Genomic DNA, 17,068 nt, shown 5'->3' on the forward strand with positions numbered 1-17,068 from the left:
AACCGTAGGGTGCGTCAGCCGACGATTCTCTGTCTCTCGTTCCAAATTTTTACAACTGACGCACCCTACAATAACTACAATAATCGCCAATTTCAACATAAAATAGACAAATGTCAAATCCCTTACTTTCCCTCAACTACGAACCCGCCCTCGAATCCCTCGGTGGCGACTATTTTGATGAAGTCCCTGCGGCCGATTTCCCGCAGCACATCCTCCGCTTCCGCAACGACCAATTATTGCCCACATTAGGTTTAGACCCCGCACAAGTAACCGACCAACATTTCATCGAAGCATTCGGCGAATTTCACTTTGTCCGTCCCTTTCTCGCACTGCGCTACCACGGCTATCAATTCAACGAATACAACCCGAATTTAGGCGACGGTAGAGGCTTTTTGTACGGCCAAGTTCGCGGCACTGATGGCAGACTTTACGACTTCGGCACTAAAGGTTCCGGCCGCACTCCCTACTCGCGGGGCGGTGACGGTAGACTCACTCTCAAAGGGGGAATTCGCGAAGTTTTAGCCGCCGAAGCTTTGCACCGGTTGGGAGTTCGGACATCTCGCTGTTTTAGTTTAGTTGAAACTGGGGATGCTTTGTGGCGGGGCGACGAACCCTCTCCGACGCGATCGTCCGTAATGGTGCGTTTTAGCCATTCTCACATCCGGTTTGGAACTTTTGAAAGATTGTACTATATCCGCCGCCCGGATTTAACTAAAAAACTTTTAGATTTTGTTATTGAATATTACTATCCAGAACTGCATTTAGCAGCAAGTAATGCTGGTGTTTCTCCTGCTGAAAAATATGCGCTATTTTATGCAGATTTAGTCAAGCGAGTAGCCGAATTGGTCGCTCAGTGGATGGCAGCAGGATTTTGCCACGCAGTGCTGAATACTGATAATATGTCGATTACAGGAGAAAGTTTTGATTACGGGCCTTTTGCTTTTATCCCAACTTACAAGCCGGAATTTACAGCAGCTTATTTCGACCATTACGGTCTTTATTGTTACGGGAATCAACCGTTTATTTGCAAGGGGAATTTAGAGAAGCTCCAGCAACCGCTAGCAGCGGCGATTCCTCAAGCTGATATGGATGCTGCTTTGGCAAAGTTTGGCGATTATTATAATGCAGCTTACCGGCAGTTGATGCTCAATAGATTGGGATTTGAGGATTTGCCAGAGGCTGATGGTGATGAGTTATTGAAGCTGACAATTAAGATGCTGGCGGAGTCTCAAGTTGAGTATCACGATTTCTTTTGGGAATTGCGAAGACTGTTCTCTCGCACTTGGCGAGATGATGCCAGTCAGATTTTTTCTGAGGCGGAACCGGCGGATTTGATAGCACCTTGGCGGCACTTTTATTGTCACGTTTTGCAAAGTTTGTCGGCGGATGATATGGATAAAATGGCGGACAGGTTGCACAGGCACAATCCCGAACAATCGCTTTTGAGACCGACGATTGAGGCTGTTTGGGAACCCATAGCTATTGAGGATAATTGGGAACCGTTTTATGAGTTGGTTAAACGAATTCAAGACCCAGAAAATTGATTGATAATAGCTGGCATTAATAGCGCTCCGGGGCGGGTTAACCAGCAGTTTCTGTTGGTATTAAAGATTAGGGTAAGCCCGCCCCGGAACACTGTGAGATTATAAAAATCTGCCACCTAAGAAATATAACACCGAGAAATCATGACTAATGACTAATGACTAATGACTAATGACTAATGACTGATGACTGATGACTAATGACTGATGACTGATGACTGATGACTAATGACTGATGACTAATGACTAATGACTACTTGAGCTTTTCAATCTCAAATTGTGCATCTTTGTAACCGCCGGTAAGTCCTTGATCGAGAAACATTTTGCCCGCTTTTTCAAAATCGCTAATTGCTCCGGCTTTGTCTCCCAATGAGCGCCTAACTATTCCTCTACCGTAGTAAGCTGCTGCATAATTTGGATTCAGCCGAATGGCTTGCACGTAATCGGCGATCGCACTGTTATAATTATTTAACTGCTGGTAAACCTTAGCCCGATTTGCGTAAGCTTCAGCATCGTTGGGATTGAACCCGATGGCTGCGGTAAAATCGGCGATCGCCCCCTGTGCATCTCCCCCTCCGCTGCGAGCTAAACCGCGATTGCTCAAAGCATTATAATCATTCGGATTTACTGTCACCGCTTGAGTGCAATCGGCAATTGCTTTCGGATAATCCTTCAAATTTAAATAAGCAATGCAGCGATTGTTGTAAGGAACCCCATCCTCATCGCTCAGCTCTATTGCTTGAGTGCAATCGTCAATCGCCGCTTGATGCGCTCCCAAATTCAACTGCGTGCTGCAACGATTAGCGTAAGCATCTCCACTCTTGGGATCGATCGCAATTACCTGAGAATAATCCGCCAAAGCTCCCTGATAATCTCCTAGGTGAAAGCGAGCTCTCCCCCGACTGTAGAAAGCCTCAACATTCTTAGCATCGAGTTTAATTGCTTCAGTATAATCTCCAATCGCCCCTTGCAAATCTGCGCTCGCAGCGCGAGCCAACCCCCGCGAATGATAAGCTTTAACAAAGTTTGGCTGCAACCGAATTACTTCGTTAAAATCCCCAATTGCCGTCTTGTAATCTTGCAGTTCTAAATAAGCAACTCCTCTTTCATAATATGTATCAGCATCGTTGGGCTGGAGATTCAACACCTGAGTGTAATCCTCAATCGCCCCGCGCTTGTCGTTAAAATCGTGACGGGCTAGCCCCCGGTTAAAATAAGCCTGAAAATATTTAGGATTGAGAGCAATCGTCTGAGAATAATCGGCAATTGCTTCTTGATACTTTTTTAGATCGTAATTAGCATTACCCCGCTGATAAAAACTCTCAGCATTGTTAGGATTTAATTGAATTGACTTATTAAAAGCCTGCAAAGCTGCCTCCGCATCTTGATTGCGAGACTTTTCCACTCCCTGTTCGTAATATTCCTTAGCTTTAATCGGATTCGGGCGGCTCCAATAACTCAACAGAAATACCACAGCTATCGCCGCCCCGAAGCCAGCCAAAATCAGCCACCAAAACCGAGTTCCCAAACGTGACGAAAAACTATCAAAAGACACTAATCTCGGAGAAATATTTTTCTTGTGAGCCGTATTCCCCGGCTCTTGGCGGTGCGTCAGCTTGCTGAGAGCGGCCAAAACGTCCTCAGCCGATTGATAGCGTTTGCCAAATTGGTGACAGACCATTTTATCAATGATATTTGCCAATCCCAGAGAACATTGAGATCGGTTGCGCCAAACAATTTCCCCGGTGTGAGAAGGACTCGGATCTTGCAATTTGGGCAAATCGGTACCGGGTAAACCCGTGATAGCTTGAATTGCCATCATCCCTACGGCATAGAGATCGCTGCTAAATTGGGGGTTGCCTTGAAATTGCTCGATCGGCATATAAGCCGGAGTCCCCGTCGCAATGGTGCGCGGAAATTCTGTATCGTAGTCGGTGACGTGACTCGCAACTTCTTTAACTGAACCGAAGTCAATTAAAACTAATTTTTTGTCTGGTTTGCGGCGGATCAAGTTGGAGGGATTAACGTCGCGGTGAATCACTCCCTGAGAGTGTACGAAGGCGAGAAGTTGTAAGATTTCTTCCAACAACGACAGCACTCGTTCTTCAGGCCAAGGTTTACCGGCGACAATTTCCCGATTTAGCGCGTGTCCAGGCACAAACTCTTCTACCAGGTAAAATTGATTGCTTTCTTCAAAATAAGCGAGTAAAAATGGAATTTGCTCGTGTTTTCCCAGCTTTTCTAATATTTCTGCTTCTTGTTTAAATAAGCGGTAAGCTGTTTTGAGAACTGTGGAAGTGTTGCTAGGAGGGCGAAGTTGTTTGACTACACATTGAGGGTGGCCCGGGCGGCGAGTATCGACAGCTAAATAAGTTTGTCCGAAAGCTCCCGAACTGAGAATTTGCACTACGCGATAACGCCTATCTAAAAGTTGACCAACCATATTCATATCGATATTTGATAAGTGGTAATTGTGATTTGGAAATTGGGAATTTATCGCGGGTAATTGGTAATTGGGAGTTGGTGATTGGGAATTAGGAGTTGGTAATTTTCCCTTTTTCTTTTTTTCTGCTTCATTCTTCATTCTACATTTTTCCTGATGACTGATGATTGATGACTGATAATTGATGACTGATGACTGATGACTGATAATTGATGACTAATGACTAATGACTAATGACTAATGACTAATGACTGCTGACTACTGACAACTGACTAAGAGTTTATTTAGGGTCGTTGATTTGTGCTTGTGCGTTTTGGAAACCGTCGGCTCTTCCTTGTTCTAGAAACAGCGTTGCAGCTTTCTGAAAATCCTCGATCGCCCCAGCCCGATCTTTGAGTTGGCGGCGGACGAGGCCCCGGCTGTAAAAAGCAGTAGCATTGTTGGGGTTGAGCCGCAGCGATTGAGCGAAATCCTCAACGGCTAAAGGGTAATTTTTTTGTTCTGAGTACAGGCTACCGCGATTGCTGTAAGCTACGGCATCGCTGGGATTGAGCCCAATTGCTCTGGTAAAATCTTCCACAGCGCCGAGTTTGTCTCCCGAAGCCGATCGAGCTAATCCTCGATTGCTGTATGCTTTGGGATTGTTGCCGTTGAGTCCGATCGCCAAACTGCAATCTTCAGCGGCCTTTTGAAATTGTTTTAAATTCAAAAAAGCAATGCAGCGGTTGTTGTAAGCTGCTTCATCCTTGGGATCGAGATTAATTGCTTGGGTGCAATCTTCAATCGCTTTGTCGTAGGTGGCCAAATTTAAGTAAGCGCTGCACCGATTGGTATAAGCATCAGCTTGTTTTGGTTCCAATTCGATCGCCTTACTATAATCTTCCATCGCACCTTGGTAATCTGCCAGATTAAAGCGCGATCGACCGCGACTGTAGTAAACGCTAGCTTGTTTGGGACTAATTTGAATCGCTTGGGTAAAATCTGCCATTGCTCCAGTTTTGTCGCCAGAGGCCGATCGAGCTAAACCCCGATTGCTGTAAGCGGTAGCATCGTTGGGATTGAGCCGAATTGCTTGAGTGTAGTCAGAAATTGCCGTGCGGTAGTCGGCCAAATCGTAGTAGGCTAAACCCCGCTGGTAGTATGCCTCACCGTCGCTGGGATTGAGCCGCACCACTTGGGTGAAATCTTCCACGGCCCCGGGCTTGTCGCCGGTGTCGCGGCGGGCCAGACCTCGATTGTAGATGGCTTTGGTGTGGCTGGGATTGACTTTAATTGCTTGCGTGTAATCCTGTATTGCTTGCTCGGTGGCGCCCATGTCGTAGCGAGTATTGGCTCGCTTGTAGTAAGTTTCCGCATCGCTGGGATTCATGGCGATCGCGCTGGTATAATCGGCGATCGCACCTGTTTTGTCGCCTTGCTGCGCTTTTGCAACGCCGCGGGCTAACAATTCTTTTGCCCTCGCCGGGGTTTGACTCTGCCACAAGTAAATTATGAGTGCTGTCAAGATTAAAGCCGAGGCTGTTGCAGCCATCAGCAGCAGTCTGGTTTGGCGGTGTCTCGGCGGTTTACTCATAGCGTCCGTGATGATTGTGGCTGGCGGCGGCTCAACCTCCCATTTTACGGCGATTTGTTTGAGGTCTGCCAAAACTTCGGCGGCTTCCTGATAGCGTTCCTCGCAGTCTGGGCGCACCATTAGATCGATAATATCTGCTAGGGCAGGCGAACAAGTTGCCCGGTTTCGCCAGGGAATTTCGCTTTTGTTGTTTTTTAAGGCACTCAGTTCGTTGGGTGAGAGTCCCGTCACGGCAAGCTGGGCGATCGTACCTAGAGCGTAGATGTCGCTATTGTAGCGGGGGTTGCCCGTCGATTGCTCGATCGGCACGTATAACTCCTGGCCCGCCAAATCCTGTTTTTTTGCCTCATACCGTTTAACAGAGTTCGGGGAGGTTTGCGCCAACAAATGACAATTAGCGACTTCCGGGTTAATTTCTTTGTCTAAGCTAAAGTCAACCAACACAAAGAAGCCGTCTGACTCGCGCCGGATAGCTCTATCTGGTTGAATTCTGCGGTGAATGAAACCCTTATAGTGTATGAACACCAAAATTTCTAATATTTCTGATAGCAGAGCAATTACCTTGTCTTCAGGCCAAGGTTCACCGGGTATTAGTTCTTGACTTAAAGGTGAGCCGGCAATAAATTCTTCAATTAAGTATAAACTTTGATTTTCCTCGAAATACGCCAATAATTCGGGGATTTTGTCATGTTTTCCCAAGCTCTCAATTATTTCTGCGTTTCTTTGAAATATAACTTTGACTAATTCAGGAGTTTGCGAACTTGTGCCGGGAAGCCGCATTTCTCTAACCGTGCATTGCGGATACCCGGGACGGTGAGTATCTGCTGCTAGATAAGTTTTTTCCACCTCACTTGAGTCTGTGACTTTAATGATGCGGTAACGTCTGTCTAGAAGTTGACCAATCATGCGAGAGCCCTCTACCCTGTCAATGTTCCATTATTGCATGAAATCAGAATAGCTCACTGTGGTGTCAAACTTTTAGCTATTGATTCCGGTGTGCCAAGCAGCCGAAGAAATCGCCAGTAGTAGGACTACAGGTGCTGGCAATTTCAAGGAGATCGCCCGGACTCTGAGCCTTCTCTGAATTTGAGCAGTCCTAGACGCAGTGTTAAAAGCCGGGATGCAGTATTTCCGTAAAAAAACCAATTTCTGCGTCGAGGACTATAGCATTAAGATTAGTCCCAGTCTGCTGCCCGTATCGCTTGAATGTAGATGCAAACCCTGAACTCATAGTATAATTTAGTGACCGAGCAACAGATGGCTTAAAATGAACGTACAACTGGTTGACTCCCTAATTCAAGTTATCTTATCTCTCTCCGCAGACGAGCAATTAGCGATTACGGACAAATTACTAGAAAACATCCCGTACCCTTCGACTCAGGAACTTATGCAGCTCAATCAAAGCGGTGGCTGTTTTGAATTTTTGCATGACGAACCTGATATTTACACGATAGAAGATGGAGAAAGTATTGCGTGATACTAAAAAAAGGAGATATTGTATTAGTCGAATTTCCATTTACTGATTTTAGTCAGATGAAATTGCGTCCTGCTTTAGTGCTATGTGCTATCTCAATGCCTGATGAAGTTACTGTTTGCTTTATTTCGTCTCAAAATGTTAGTTAGCAATTTAAGTAATGAAGAGTTTGCTCTGAAGGTTGAAGATATAGAATTTCCTGCAACTGGATTGCGAGTATCATCTAAAGTTAGAGTAACTCGAATAGCTACCGTCCAACACAGATTAATTATCAGACGATTGGGTGAATTAGGAAATCTATATATACAGCAATTAAATACCTATATGATCGAGGCATTGCAGATAGGGCGATCGAGATAATTATTGAACTAGAGAGCAATTAAAAATGTCTGAATCACTAACAAAAGGAGGAACGATCGCAGCGATCGCCACTGCCATAGTTCCCCAACAAGGCAGCGTCGGCATTGTGCGACTTTCCGGTTCCGCAGCCTTAAAAATTGCCGAAACTCTGTTTCGCGCCCCAGGACAGCAAATCTGGGAGTCTCACCGCATTCTTTACGGTCACATCCGCCGCCCCAAAACTCAAGAATTAGTCGATGAAGCTTTGCTGCTAATCATGAAAGCGCCGCGTTCTTTCACTCGCGAAGATGTGGTGGAATTTCACTGTCACGGCGGTATTATTGCCGTGCAGCAAGTCTTGCAGTTGTGTTTGGAAAACGGGGCGAGATTGGCGCAGCCGGGAGAGTTTTCCCTGCGGGCTTTTTTGAACGGGAGGCTCGATTTAACTCAAGCTGAAAGTATTGCTGATTTGGTGGGAGCAAAATCGCCTGCTGCTGCACAAAGTGCTTTGGCTGGCTTGCAGGGAAAATTAGCGCAGCCAATTCGCAAATTGAGAACAACTTGTTTGGACGTGCTGGCAGAAATTGAGGCGAGAATAGATTTTGAGGAAGATTTGCCGCCTTTAGATGAAGCTAAAACTTGTTTGGAAATAAATCATATTTTGGCGGAATTGTCAACAATTTTGCTCTCGGCCGATCGCGGAGAATTGTTGAGAACCGGTTTGAAAGTGGCGATTGTCGGGCGGCCGAATGTGGGAAAGTCGAGTTTGTTGAATGCGTGGAGTAAGAGCGATCGGGCGATCGTCACAGATTTGCCCGGTACGACGCGGGATGTGGTAGAATCGCAGCTAGTTGTGGGCGGCATTCCCGTGCAGGTGCTCGATACTGCGGGGATTCGCGAAACCGAAGACAAGGTAGAAAAAATAGGCGTTGAGCGATCGCGCGCAGCAGCAAAACAAGCCGATTTAGTATTGTTAACAATTGACGCGGAATCTGGTTGGACGGAGGAAGATTCGGAAATTTACGAACAAGTAAAGCACCGCCAGCTAATTATAATTATCAACAAAATCGACCTAGTAAAAACAATCCCCGAACTGCCTTTTCCCCCTGAATTTCACCGCATAGTTACCGCAGCCGCCGCCCTCGATCGAGGCATAGAAGACTTAGAAACAGCAATCTTAGATGCCGTTAGCGGGGGAAATTTGCAAGCAGCAAACTCAGAATTAGCAATCAACCAGCGGCAAGCAGCAGCCTTAACCAAAGCTAAAATTTCTCTAGAACAATGCACGGATACTATTAGCAACAAATTGCCTTTAGATTTCTGGACAATAGATTTGCGCGGTGCAATTCAAGCATTGGGGGAAGTTACGGGCGAAGAAGTGACAGAATCAGTGCTCGACAGAATATTTAGCAGGTTTTGCATTGGCAAATAGTCATAGGAAAAGAGTAAATTAAATAGGTAAGCTGTCTCGCATTTAAGTTGTATTTTTAGGGCGGGCGGGACGCCCAGCCCACAAGAATTTCACTCTTTGTGGAACAGGCATCTTGCCTGTTCTTGAGAATGGTGTAAGATGTTAATTTCCTCAAACTTGACGGTAAAATTTAGGTCTGTAGGGTGCGTCAGCTAGAACACTTACGCTTACAAGGGAAACGAGAAAGGGCTGACGCACCCTACAATACTATTTTAAATGCGTAACAGCTTAATGACAGAAAACGCAGGCGTCAAGCCGAGTTTTTGGTTCGCTATTTTTTTCCTTGGTAGCTAATAATAGAAATCGGAGTTATGGATGATACAATAAAAACACAGGTAGAGAATATTTTACAAAATTTTACACACAAGCCATCAGTCATAGTCCGTAATAATTTGTATTATTAAGAGAAGAAAGATTGGGAAATAAAAGTGATTGAAATTCAGCAAGGCAACCTTTTAGAAGCAAATGCAGAAGCCTTAGTGAACACAGTTAATTGTGTTGGAGTTATGGGCAAAGGAATTGCCTTGCAGTTCAAGCAGGCTTATCCCGAAAATTTCCGCCAATATGAAAAGGCTTGTCGCGCTGGTGAAGTGCACCCAGGACAAATGTTTGTAATATCTACTGGCAATCTATTTAATCCCCGATACATTATTAATTTTCCGACTAAACGTCACTGGAAAGGAAAATCAAAAATCGAAGATATTCAAACTGGACTAAAAGCTTTGATTCAGGAAGTAAAGCAATTAGGCATCACTTCTATTGCCGTTCCTCCGCTAGGCTGCGGGAATGGTGGCTTGTCTTGGAAGACAGTCAAACCGCTAATTGAATCAGCTTTTTCGGAACTGCCAAACGTGCAAGTTTTGCTGTTTGAACCGCAGGGTACTCCTGAAGCTGATTCGATGCCGATTGCTACCGAAAAGCCCCAAATGAATCGCGCTCGTGCCTTATTTATTAGCTTGCTCGAATTGTACGGAATTCCAGGCTATCGCTTGACAATGCTGGAAATTCAAAAGCTAGCTTATTTTCTTCAGGTAGCAGGTGAACCGCTAAAATTGCAGTATGTGAAAGAAAAGTACGGGCCTTATGCAAATAATCTCAATTATGTTTTGCAGAAGCTGGAAGGCCATTATATTCGAGGTTATGGAGATAGAAGTCAAGAGGCACAAATCTATGTGTTGTCTGAAGGTAAAATAGCCGCGCGGGATTTTTTACAAAATGCTGCTGATGCTATTGAGCGACTAGAGCGTGTTAGCAACTTAATCAACGGTTTTGAAACTCCTTACGGAATGGAACTGTTGGCAACTGTTCACTGGGTTGTTGGGGAAAATAGGGAAGCAGCAGAGGATTGCGAAGAAGCGATCGAACTTGTACGCGAATGGAACATTCGCAAGGGCGAACTATTTAAGCCTCAACATATCCGCAAAGCATGGCAGCGGCTTCGCGAGCAGAGTTGGTTTTTTTAGGATACCTTCTGCCTTCTGACTAATGCTGACTGAGGACTAATTCTCACGATCGAGGTCTTCCCAGAGTTGTAATATAAAGCACAGCTTCACTCGCAGGAATACCGAGAAGCTCGTTGACGCGATCGTCAAAAAAGCCCGCGATACCGCTGACACCCAAACGCAGTTGCATAGCTGCTAAATTCAACCGCTGGCCCAAATGACCCGCGTCCATGTGCAAATATCGGTAAACTCGATCGCCATATTTTGCTACCGCCCTCTTCAAATCCGCCGTGTGAAACAACAGCACCGCTGCATCTCTGCCTAAATCTTGCCCCAAACACAAAAAATGCAATTCCCTGCGGAAATTTTTAAACCTAATTTGCCGCAATTCTTGAGCTTTCGGAGCGTAATAGTAACAACCTTCTTCTAACCCATTCACTCCCGAAACAGCGATAAAAGTCTCGATCAAACTCAGATCGAAATAGTCGGGAGAACTGTCTAATCCTTGGTCGATATAGTGCTGCGGCTGGTAAGTAAAATCGAGCATAGCTAGCAGTTCGCCCAAGCTCAAAGAAGCACCTGTATAAGCACGGGTAGAACGCCTTTCGATCATAGTGGTTTCTAAAGTTTCCAGGTTCACTCCCCAAGGAATCGAAGGAGTGACCGTCGAAACTTTAGTACAAAATGGAAAGTTGTATTTATCCTCTAATTCCCCTTCACTTTCATCAAATTTCCAGCCATCAGCTCCGGTGGGATCTGATTCTAACTGTGTCGCTTTGTGGAGGAATCCTAGAAGTTGACCTTCCGAAATTTGCGGGTAATCTGTTGTGGTGTTTCCGGGCAAAGCTGTTTTAAATTTGGGCAAGTTTTGGTCGATATCTAGCAAGTCGGCTAAACCAATTAAACAGATCGCTCCTTCTTTCTCTGAGTCGATGTACAGTAATTGATTGACAGCTTCGTCGGCGAATCCTCCAATCAGGTGAGGTCGGTAATCGTTGATGGCGCAAGCTAACTCGATATTGCTCAATAAATGACCGGTGTCTAGAAAAATTCGCCGATAAGCTCGGTCTTCGTAACGCCAAGAAGAACGGAAAAAAACAGTGGTAACGGCGATCGCCAATTGGGTATTTTCTAGCACCGGCGACCCAAAACAAGCTGCTTGCAACGCCGGCCAAATTTGGCTGTCCCAAAAATGAACAAGTGAATGAGTTCTGCACTGATAGTTGTAAAGTCCGGCCGGCAAATGCGGCGTACCGCGAGATATTAAATAAACCTCTGCTGGGTAGAGCCCGCCCGCCGACGGTGCGGATCGCAAATACAGGTAGCTGTCGTCAACCGTCTGCACCTTCGCCGTCAACCCGTAGCTGCACAGCAACAAGCTGGACAAGCGGTGCCACCAACCGGCATCGGGAGCGGCATTTGGATCGTCGGAGGGGTCTTTTAGATAAGGCTTGAGGTCAAAATACGCTCCAATTTTGTATTCTTTGAACGGTACAGGTTGCTCGCTCCAATCTAGCTGTCGGCTTTTGGCAGCAATCGTTTCGGGGTCGTATTTCGTCTGTTCGTGGTAGTGCTCGGCAATGGAAAGAGGAAGGGAAGGCATATTTCAGTAGGGATTAGCTGTGGTTTGTTTATCGATCTTGGCATTTCTGACCGCTTACTGGTCGAGCATGGCAGGAATTTACAAATATAAAAAAAATCTTAGAAAAAGTGCGATCGTAGTTACACAAGCTTAACATAAGAAGATGCCTAAGTATAAATACGCAGATTAATAGCCATTAATTACTGTTATGGATTGGCTGCAATAGCTGTCCTCATAAAGGGATGAAAATGCAAAAGCTAAGCGCTGAGGAATTGCTCGCTCAGTATTCTGAGGGCAAGCGAAACTTTGACGCAGTTGACTTAAGTGGAGATAACTTGTTTCAAGCAAATTTGGCAGAAATAAACCTTTCTGGTAGCGTTCTGAGGCGGGCTTATTTGCCCTACGGAAATCTGACTCAAGCCAATCTTTATAAAACAGAGTTGCAAGATGCTGAATTGGGCGATATTCAACTTTATCAAGCCAATTTATCGGAAGCTAATTTATCAGGTTCTAATTTATCAAGAGCTAATTTGCGCCACGCTAATTTGCAAGGTGCTAATTTGCAGAAAGCTAATTTACAAGGTGCGGATTTGTACAATGCAGATTTGAGCAATGCCGATTTGAGATATGCGGATTTGAGCCGAGCTAATTTGGAGAAAGCAAAGTTAACTAAAGCTCAATTAGCTGGGTGCAACCTATTTCGATCGCGCTTGGTTGATTTGTCGGATGCTGAGTGCGATCGCACTACCATCGACCCCGAAGGATATCGATGATTCGCAACGCCGCCTAGCGTAGGGCGTAGGGCGATCGGCTTAAAAAATCGTGAAGCGTAGCTATCCCGCGCAAGAATCGGCCTTTTTGAAATTTCTTAACACCTCTCGACACGGCGGAAAATGTGAGTTACAGTTGTAGAGAACTTATCGCTCCGCAACATTGACAATAAATAACACACTTTTCCACTGGCAAACAAGGTAAAATTTATGAATTCTCCCGATAAAAAAGCAAGAGAACTCCGGCACAAAGAACAAGAGCTGCGGAAGCGCGAACAAGAAATTAGGCTCCGCGAACTAGAAGCAGAAATCGATCGCTCAGTGCCAGCATATCGAACGAGCAAGTACGAAGAACCCGACAGCCAAGTTAACGGCAAACTCAAACAATGGCGCCGAAAAATTATAGCAGCCGCTCAATTTACAGGCATTGTCATTGCTGTTGTCGTTGCAGTTCGCATAGCATCTTGGCTGGCAACTGCGGTGATAGTTGGAGGCATTGCTTTTATCGCTTACAAAATGTTTATTGAAGAAGACAGAAGTTGAAAACGCCCAGCCGAAAAATATCAGGAAACACCCATGAACCTTAAAGTAGAAACTAGCAACTTTCTCAACGATTTAGAGCGAGTAGCCGCCGTCCGCCGAGAAATTGCCGATCGCCTCAGCAACATCGCCACAGCCATCAAGCAATCAGAATTAGCAGGAGGAGAAGCCTCGGGAAAACTCGGTTTAGAAACAGACAACGCCGACATTGATATCGCCAGTAAAAACTTGCGCCAAGGAGTCTTTCGGCTGCTAGTTTTAGGCGACATGAAACGCGGCAAAAGCACTTTTCTCAATGCGTTAATCGGCGAAAACTTACTGCCCAGCGACGTAAACCCCTGTACCGCTTTGCTGACGATTTTGCGCTACGGTTCCGAAAAAAAAGTAACTGTTTATTTCAATGACGGCAAAAGCCCCAAACAGCTCGATTTTAAAAGTTTCAAACAGAACTATACAATAGACCCCGCTGAGGCAAAACGCCTAGAAGAAGAAAAGAAACCAGCCTTTCCCGATATCGACTGCGCCGTAGTAGAATATCCCTTACCTTTGCTGGAAAAAGGCATAGAAATAGTAGACAGTCCCGGACTGAACGATACAGAAGCCCGCAACGAATTATCTCTCGGTTACATCAACAACTGCCACGCTATTTTGTTTGTACTCAGAGCAACTCAGCCTTGTACAATGGGCGAAAGACGTTATCTAGAAAATTACATCAAAGGTCGCGGCCTGAGCATTTTCTTTCTAATCAATGCTTGGGATCAGGTGCGGGAAAGTTTGATCGATCCGGATGATCCTGAAGAAATGGCAGAAGCAGAAGGGAAATTGCAACGGGTTTTCAAAGCTAATTTGGCTGAATATTGTTTAACAGAAGGACACGATATTTACGACGAGCGGGTGTTTCCAATTACCTCAATTAAGGCGCTCAGGTTGCGGATGAAAAACCCGGAAGCGGATTTGACAGGAACTGGTTTTCCGGAGTTTATGGCGGCACTAAATACGTTTTTGACGCAGGAAAGGGCGATTTCGGAATTGCGTCCTGCGAGGACTTTGGCGCGTCAAATTTCTGCTCGCGTCCGCGAAGCTGTTGGGCGTCGCTTACCATTGCTCGATCGCGATGTCAATGAGTTGAAGGAAAAGATTAATTCAGTTGAGCCGGAATTTAAGAAGCTGACTCAGATTCGTAATGAATTTCAACAAGAAATTATCGGAGTTAGAGATAGTAAATCGCGGGCGATCGCAGATTCTTTCCGCATCTACGTTCTCAACTTAGAAAATACCTTTGAAACAGACTTTTTGCGGTATCAACCCGAGCTGAGATTTCTGGATTTCTTCAGCCAAGACAAGCGAGAAGCCTTTGAAGCATCGCTCAGACGAGCATTCGAGCAGTACATCAACGACAAACTAGCAGCTTGGACTCTCACGGCCGAACAAGAGATGAATTCAGCATTTTCGCAGCTATCGCAAAGTGCGGCAAATTACGGAGCATCTTACACGAAAGTGACTGAAAAAATCACCGAAAAACTGACCGGGCAAAAGATACCGGCAGCAGTCAGCAACTCGAAGGAAGATAACTCGCCAGCTTGGGCAAAATGGGCGATGGGATTGTTTTCGTTAACCAGCGGAAACCTGGCGGGCGTAGCAATGGCAGGAGCAGGTTTTGACTGGAAAAATATCCTGCTCAATTTAATTACTGTGTTGAGCGTCAGTACGATTTTTGCTAGTTTTACGGGCATTGTTTTGGGGCCGCTGTACTTGGCTTTGTTGGGGATGGGTGTTGGGGTTTTGCAAGCAGACGGAGCTCACAAACAATTGGTGAAAGCGGCGAAAAAAGAGTTGGTGAAATATCTGCCGCAGGTGGCTCAGCAGCAGTGGCAGCCGATTCACGATGCTGTGAAAGAGTGTTTTGATGTTTACGGGCGGGAAGTGGGCGATCGCATGAATGATGATATTAATTCTCGGAAAGCTGAATTAGATAATTTGCTGGCACAAAAGGAATCTCGCGAGATTAATTGTCAGGCTGAATCTGAGCGCTTGACAAAATTGGATGCTGATGTTTCTGCCCAGTCGCAGAGTATAGAATCGCTATATCAAGGTTTCCTAGCCTCCGCTACATGAAATAAAACAACAATATGCAACAACCCGAAATTTATCAAAACCTGACCGACAATCTAAAATCAGCACTCGGTATTCTCGAACTCGACAAAAACTCCCAACTTTACCGAGATACAACCTCAATCTGCGACTATCTCGCCAAACCAACTTTTCAAATCGCTGTCTTTGGCCCGTTTAATTACGGCAAGTCAACTTTGCTCAATGCAATGCTTGGAAATCGTGCTTTGCCGATCGACCTTGTGCCCACTACAGGTGCCGCCATTTATGTCAACTACGGCGAGGAATTGCACGCAAAAATTACCCTGAAAGACGGCACGGAAGTTAGCGAACCGGGGACTGATGTGTTGAAACGCTATGCCATCCTTGACGACGCGAGACAAATGCGGGATGATGTAGCCGCCGTGAATGTTTACTGTCCCCATCCATTCCTGAAAACGGGTGTGGAATTGCTGGATTTGCCGGGGACAAATGACCGGGAAGAACAGGATAATTTAGTAAGAGATAAATTGCTAACGGCTGATTTGGTTGTGCAGGTTTTAGATGCTCGTAAATTGATGACTTTAGGGGAACGAGAGAACTTGAGAGATTGGTTGAGCGATCGCAACATCAACACTGTACTCTTTGTTGCCAATTTTCTCAATCTACTCGAACCAGACGAGCAAAAACAAGTATACAATCGGTTGTTGTTTGTTGCCGAAAGTTTTCGCTCTAACCTACCGAACAATATCAGCAATATCTACCGCGTCGATGCTTTGCCGGCTTTGAGGGCGAGGCTGAAAGGAGATGTGGCGGCTGCACAAACCACAGGAATTGCCGCGTTTGAATCGGCTTTGCAAAGTATTGTGGCCGCTCAACAAGAACAACTAACAGTTAAGTTGCCCAGAATTGAAGTCATAGCTACTAAAATTTGCCAATCTCTGCGAGGGAAATCTGAAACTGTCGCCGCAGAAATAGCCGCAGCTCAACAAAAGCACAAAGACAAAATTGAAATTAAACAAAAAGCCGAAAAACTGATATTAAAAGGCTTTCAAGCCAGCGTTTCTGACTTCGAGATTTGGCTTTACCAGCCCACACTTTTGCAGCGGTATCAATCGGAAATGGCGCTGTCGCTTCAGGAAGGAAGTTTTGAGGCGTGGAAGCTAAAATTTCAGCGAGAGGTCTTACATCAGCAGCAAACGATCGCAGAATGGGTAAATAAAGCTTGCGAATTCTTTGATAAAGAACAGCCGATCGCACTTTTGATTTCTTTTCCTCCAGCCCCGCAAGTCAGCTTACCCGAACCGCCGCCACCTCCAGCTCAAAAGTCGATCGACAGTGAAGTAACTCCAGTGGCGATCGCCACCGGCTTAGGTTGGCTGTTGGGCGGCCCAGTGGGAGCCGCAGTAGTCGGCGGTGCTAGCTATATTTTGAATAAAAGAACTGGGTATGAAAAGCCGCCTGAATCGTCAGAAGCTTATCTCAATCAAGTAACGGAAATTTGCAGCGAGGCTGCTAAAAACTATCTCGCTCGCTTCAGCACCGATACTTTTTCCATGCTGCAACACTACAAGGAAATTGCCGGAAAAGTTATCTGTTTTCAAGACAGCCAAGAACCATTAAATATAAATCTTCAACAGTATCAGTTACAGTTGGTAAATAATTTAATCGATAACTTAGAAGCACAATTAGATACAATAAAAGTCATATAATTTTAGATTTTTGATTACTTTCATGTCATTGTCAAATCATCAAGAACAGGCAAGATGTCTGTTCTACAAAAATTTAGTTTTATTGTGGGAAGA

At 45.4% G+C, this 17,068-nt stretch carries 12 protein-coding genes; 9 read left to right on the forward strand and 3 right to left on the reverse strand.

Features of this window, described 5'->3' with window-relative positions:
* Nucleotides 1-110 precede the first annotated feature (110 nt).
* Nucleotides 111-1,544, forward strand: a complete 1,434-nt coding sequence (locus tag QUB70_RS04800) for a protein adenylyltransferase SelO (protein ID WP_332978679.1) — start codon at nucleotides 111-113, stop codon at nucleotides 1,542-1,544.
* A gap of 250 nt (nucleotides 1,545-1,794) precedes the next feature.
* Here QUB70_RS04800 and QUB70_RS04805 read toward each other — a convergent pair whose 3' ends face one another.
* Both QUB70_RS04805 and QUB70_RS04810 read right to left on the reverse strand, forming a co-directional pair.
* Complete coding sequence (locus tag QUB70_RS04805; protein ID WP_442927713.1) at nucleotides 1,795-3,984, reverse strand: tetratricopeptide repeat protein; 2,190 nt, start codon at nucleotides 3,982-3,984, stop codon at nucleotides 1,795-1,797.
* Between the two features lie 280 nt (nucleotides 3,985-4,264).
* Complete coding sequence (locus QUB70_RS04810; RefSeq protein ID WP_332978681.1) at nucleotides 4,265-6,463, reverse strand: tetratricopeptide repeat protein; 2,199 nt, start codon at nucleotides 6,461-6,463, stop codon at nucleotides 4,265-4,267.
* A 361-nt stretch (nucleotides 6,464-6,824) separates the two neighbouring features.
* Between QUB70_RS04810 and QUB70_RS04815 the strand changes: the two genes are divergently transcribed.
* The 4 genes from QUB70_RS04815 (at nucleotide 6,825) to darG (ending at nucleotide 10,304) form a co-directional block, all read left to right on the forward strand.
* A complete protein-coding gene (locus tag QUB70_RS04815) occupies nucleotides 6,825-7,034 on the forward strand; it encodes a hypothetical protein (RefSeq protein WP_332978682.1) in 210 nt (69 codons plus the stop codon).
* 102 nt (nucleotides 7,035-7,136) lie between these two features.
* Nucleotides 7,137-7,391 (forward strand): hypothetical protein, encoded by a 255-nt coding sequence (locus QUB70_RS04820; protein WP_332978683.1) that lies wholly within the window; start codon nucleotides 7,137-7,139, stop codon nucleotides 7,389-7,391.
* A gap of 25 nt (nucleotides 7,392-7,416) precedes the next feature.
* The gene (gene mnmE, locus QUB70_RS04825; protein WP_332978684.1) at nucleotides 7,417-8,802 is read left to right on the forward strand and encodes a tRNA uridine-5-carboxymethylaminomethyl(34) synthesis GTPase MnmE; all 1,386 of its coding nucleotides are present in this window, start codon (nucleotides 7,417-7,419) and stop codon (nucleotides 8,800-8,802) included.
* Nucleotides 8,803-9,269: 467 nt separating this feature from the next.
* Entirely contained in the window at nucleotides 9,270-10,304 is a 1,035-nt protein-coding gene (gene darG / locus QUB70_RS04830; RefSeq protein ID WP_332978685.1) for a type II toxin-antitoxin system antitoxin DNA ADP-ribosyl glycohydrolase DarG, read from the forward strand.
* 43 nt (nucleotides 10,305-10,347) lie between these two features.
* Here the strand turns inward: darG and QUB70_RS04835 are convergent, their stop codons facing one another.
* Complete coding sequence (locus QUB70_RS04835) at nucleotides 10,348-11,886, reverse strand: SagB/ThcOx family dehydrogenase (protein ID WP_332978687.1); 1,539 nt, start codon at nucleotides 11,884-11,886, stop codon at nucleotides 10,348-10,350.
* 227 nt (nucleotides 11,887-12,113) lie between these two features.
* Here QUB70_RS04835 and QUB70_RS04840 point away from each other — a divergent pair, with 227 nt between their 5' ends.
* The 4 genes from QUB70_RS04840 to QUB70_RS04855 all read left to right on the forward strand — a co-directional run bounded on the left by QUB70_RS04840 (nucleotide 12,114) and on the right by QUB70_RS04855 (nucleotide 16,975).
* The gene (locus QUB70_RS04840) at nucleotides 12,114-12,638 is read left to right on the forward strand and encodes a pentapeptide repeat-containing protein (RefSeq protein WP_332978688.1); all 525 of its coding nucleotides are present in this window, start codon (nucleotides 12,114-12,116) and stop codon (nucleotides 12,636-12,638) included.
* A 207-nt stretch (nucleotides 12,639-12,845) separates the two neighbouring features.
* Nucleotides 12,846-13,178, forward strand: a complete 333-nt coding sequence (locus QUB70_RS04845) for a hypothetical protein (RefSeq protein ID WP_332978690.1) — start codon at nucleotides 12,846-12,848, stop codon at nucleotides 13,176-13,178.
* Nucleotides 13,179-13,211: 33 nt separating this feature from the next.
* Entirely contained in the window at nucleotides 13,212-15,290 is a 2,079-nt protein-coding gene (locus QUB70_RS04850) for a dynamin family protein (protein ID WP_332978691.1), read from the forward strand.
* A gap of 14 nt (nucleotides 15,291-15,304) precedes the next feature.
* Complete coding sequence (locus QUB70_RS04855; RefSeq protein WP_332978692.1) at nucleotides 15,305-16,975, forward strand: dynamin family protein; 1,671 nt, start codon at nucleotides 15,305-15,307, stop codon at nucleotides 16,973-16,975.
* The last annotated feature ends 93 nt before the right edge of the window (nucleotides 16,976-17,068 follow it).

The organism is Microcoleus sp. A003_D6 (genome assembly GCF_036702825.1).
Taxonomy (GTDB): Bacteria; Cyanobacteriota; Cyanobacteriia; order Cyanobacteriales; family Microcoleaceae; genus Microcoleus.